The 3643-nt window shown below is 58.2% G+C and carries 4 protein-coding genes; 1 reads left to right on the forward strand and 3 read right to left on the reverse strand.

Annotated elements, in window-relative coordinates; genetic code table 11:
* Positions 1–73 precede the first annotated feature (73 nt).
* Positions 74–1225 carry an IS630 family transposase gene (locus AC5ZGW_RS45500; RefSeq protein ID WP_028169397.1) on the reverse strand — a complete coding sequence of 384 codons (1152 nt, stop codon included), beginning with the start codon at positions 1223–1225 and terminating at the stop codon, positions 74–76.
* A 43-nt stretch (positions 1226–1268) separates the two neighbouring features.
* Here AC5ZGW_RS45500 and AC5ZGW_RS45505 point away from each other — a divergent pair, with 43 nt between their 5' ends.
* Entirely contained in the window at positions 1269–1556 is a 288-nt protein-coding gene (locus AC5ZGW_RS45505; protein ID WP_028169398.1) for a LexA family protein, read from the forward strand.
* 114 nt (positions 1557–1670) lie between these two features.
* Here AC5ZGW_RS45505 and AC5ZGW_RS45510 read toward each other — a convergent pair whose 3' ends face one another.
* On the reverse strand, positions 1671–1865 hold the full coding sequence (locus AC5ZGW_RS45510; protein ID WP_028169399.1) for a hypothetical protein: 195 nt from the start codon (positions 1863–1865) through the stop codon (positions 1671–1673).
* Between the two features lie 1097 nt (positions 1866–2962).
* The gene (locus AC5ZGW_RS45515; protein WP_130231652.1) at positions 2963–3319 is read right to left on the reverse strand and encodes a helix-turn-helix domain-containing protein; all 357 of its coding nucleotides are present in this window, start codon (positions 3317–3319) and stop codon (positions 2963–2965) included.
* Positions 3320–3643 lie beyond the last annotated feature (324 nt).

A 3643-nucleotide genomic window follows, 5' to 3' on the forward strand; every position in this document is an offset into this window, starting at 1 on the left:
TCGCCTGGACGAAGAAACGAGTCCGCCAAAACGGTTCAAAGGCTGCCGTATCACTCAGCTCTGATTCCGGGTACTAGTACCTCGGCACAGAGGTTTTGACTCGTTGAACCTGGCCTGATTCGATGATGGGTTTTGGATAGGCCCGCGCCATTTTGGCGCGAGCCTTATTGGTTGTGAACATCCATTTGACGCGGGCGCGGTCGGCATTGCGCCGTTTCTCCCAGGCGGCGGTCTCGGCGACGAGGCGGGCGAAACCGTCGATGCGTCGATCGAGGCATTGGCGGGCGAGAACGCCGATCTCGATCTCGACCATGTTGAGCCAGCTGGCGTGCTTTGGGACGTAGTGGAACTCCAGTCGGCGCAGTACCCGCCGTGCTTCGTCGGCCGGAAAGGCCTGGTAGAGCGCCCCGGCCGAATGAGTTGAGAGATTGTCGAGCACCAGGCGGATGCGCTCGGCTCGGGGATAATGGATGTCGACGAGGTCGCGCATGCAGGCCGCAAAGTCTTCCGCAGCCCGCCGCTCGGTCACCTTCACCTTGCGCCAGGAGCGATGCGCGTCGAGGAAGACGAACAGGTTTGCGGTGCCATTGCGCCGATACTCGCAATCGTAGCGCTCGATCTGTCCCGGTGTGGCCGGGATCGGCTGGCGCACTTCGCCGATGAGCTGGATTGGGCTCTCGTCGAAGCAGACCACCGGCCGCTTCGGATCAGGCGCCTCGGCATAGAGATCGAGCACGTCCTCCATGCGGGCGACGTAGTCGGCATCGATCTGAGGGATGCACCACATGTCCTTGCGCCACGGCTTGAGATCGCTCTCGGCCAAGCGTCGGCGCACCGTCTCGCGCGACAGGCTCTCGTGTGGCGTCAGCTTGACGATCGCTTCGGCCAACAGTTCCAGGGTCCAACGGGCGCGGCCTGCCGGAGGGCTTGAGCAGGCGGTCGCCACCAAAAGGGCTTCCTCCTTGCCGGTGAGCTTGCGTTCCGACCCGGGCCGCGGCTCCTCGCTGAGCGCCGCCTCCAGATTGCCGAGGACAAAACGCCGTTTGGTGCGATAAACCGTGGACCCGCCGACGCCGACGCTACGGACGATCTCCGCGTCGCTGACCCCTGCGTCAGCGGCGAGCAATATCTGCGCCCGCTTGAGCTTGCGCGCCGCGTGCTTGCCGCCGCTCAGAAGCTCCGTGCGCTCGGTTTGGCTGAGTTCGACCCGATAGCGTACATTCATCCGTGCCTCCGCCTGTCGAGGCACTGACGAACAGCTGAATCGGATGGCCAAGGTGAGTCATTCTGCAAAAGCCTTCACGCCCAAGCAGGGCCAGTACCTGGCCTTCATCGACGCCTACACGCGCGTGCATCGCCGGCCACCTGCCGAATGGGAGATGCAACGGCACTTCGGCGTGTCCCCGCCTTCCGTCCACCAGATGGTGTTGACCCTCGAACGCGCGGGCATCATCAGGCGCCAGCCCGGCTCGCCGCGCAGCATCGAAGTGCTGGTCCCTCCTGAACAGCTCCCCGTCTTGGAAATCCCAAACCAATCAGTCAAAACCTCTGTGTAGAGGTACTAGTAGTAGCCCGTCCATTCGCCGCCACCATCCATAACATCTACTTTACACCGAGCTCAAACTGGTTGTTGGTGTAGAGTTTGAAATCCTTTACTGCGGACGTCGTAATTAGGCTGCCGACCGGATCGACACCGCCGTCCAATATTGGCCGTAGAGCGCAAGCTCCTTGATCAGGTCATAAACCAGTCCCGCCCGCCAGCTCAGGCCTGAGAGCGAGGCCTGAAAACTTTTCATCGCATCCCTGAAATTGGCTTTCCATGCTTGTTTGGTCGGGCCAACGCTGACGATCGCGAGCTGATCCAATATCTTCAGCCAATGTTCCGCGGACGCTGCACACTGGTTGGCAATCGTTTTGATTGGGTGCTCACATCAGTGACAGGTATGGACAGGTTGTCGGAAGCCGGACATGAGACGTGTGCGACGTCGGGAAAACCCCCTGGAGAGAGACATCTTCTAAGCTTCGTTTGAGAGCCTGAATGGAAGTGCTGTCCGATGATGGCGTGACAGCGATGGCGCAAGCATTTCCGAGATATCGTTTCGGACCTTCGACCGGGAAGAGCTATGTCGCCGGGCGACACGATTAGCGTATACGCTGACTGCGGAAGAAGACGAGAGCGATATGGACTTGCGTAACCAGCTGCGCAAGCCGAATTCCGAAAGAATAGCCGGGTGTCGCCACAGCGGTGACCGAAGAAAAAGAGGCAGCTTGTAGTGAACAAGCGGCCCAAGTCTAGGGAGGAAACGCCCAAGGAGGGCAGCGATAGCGCATCGCGCTACCGCGCAAGAGGTTGACTTCTGATCGGTATCACAGCGCATACTTTGCCGAGGCGTGCTCACTCAGCATTCCGCCAACTCGCGGAGACATCCCCGGAGCCTTCGAGCAGACCTCGGTATCCATGTTTTGGACAAACGATTCCTCAGTTTGCGCCGGCGCGTGAGCGCTGGGTGAGACGACTACACTCAGGTCACTTCACCGTTGAAGCCAGAAATCGTGTTCCAGATCACAGCGATAGTCTCCTTTCCGGTCGCCATGGTAACGATAGGCTGATCGGGACAAAGGTCGATTTTTTCTCGATAGTCGTGCTGGCGTTGACGAGTTTGGCTGTTTAATCGTACGGCGGCCGCGGTCTCGGCCTTGCAAGGTGATACTGTCGGACTTTGGAATAATGGATTCCATGAGCCTGGCAGGATCGATCGCAATGGAGAGACCTCCACTGCCACGCTGTGTTTAAACCGTGAGCCAGACGGCATCGGCTACCGGACTTGAGGAACTCGAATTCGCCGACTAGGTCTTCGATGTGACGAAACACCAACTCGGCTAATGGTGGCGCAACTGTAACCCGCTCCGTTCGGATGGGCCCTGCTTTTGAGGCTGCCATGGCCGAAGATGTGGCAGAATTTCAGGCCCGCGACTGACCAGCGCGGACGGCTGCAGCTAAAGCTTCTTCCAGCCTCGTCTTCTCCAGCAAGAGATCCGCGACGATCTTTCGAAAGCGTTGGTTTTCGACTGTAAGATCCTCCAACACACCCCGCATGTCATCCATCGTTCCCGCGTTGGCTGACCCGCCATTCTCAAGTGTGCCACATTGCGCGAATGTCGCATCACTCTTATGCAAGGGCATTTTTCGCCAACGATGAAGGGTCATGACGCTAACCCCGAGCACTTTGCAAATCTCCATCTGAGAATTGCCCGCTCGTGCAAGCTCATTTGCTCGGGCAAGCTTCGACAGAATCTCCTCGTGAGAGTGCTTCTTCATCTTTCTCTCTAAAGGCTCGGCAACGACATCCTTGGTGATGCCTTGAATTTGTCGGCGTGGCGAAACTGAGGCCACCAGCGGCTCAGATTTCAAATACGAAAGGAGTGTGTATGATCCTGGACAAACCGCAGGAAGACCAGATCCGTAAGCCGAGCGTTCGTACATATTCGTGCCGCGACCTTCAAGAGACTTGAATGGCACGTAGCGTCAAGCTGCACCATTTCAAAGTAGAGTAGTGTTTCCGACCTAGAGCGTGATGAGATTAGGTTTGACCATATCCGGCGTTGGTGAAGTAGTTTGAGCACTCGGCGGGTGTGACAGTGT

The organism is Bradyrhizobium sp. Crot121, from assembly GCF_059512385.1.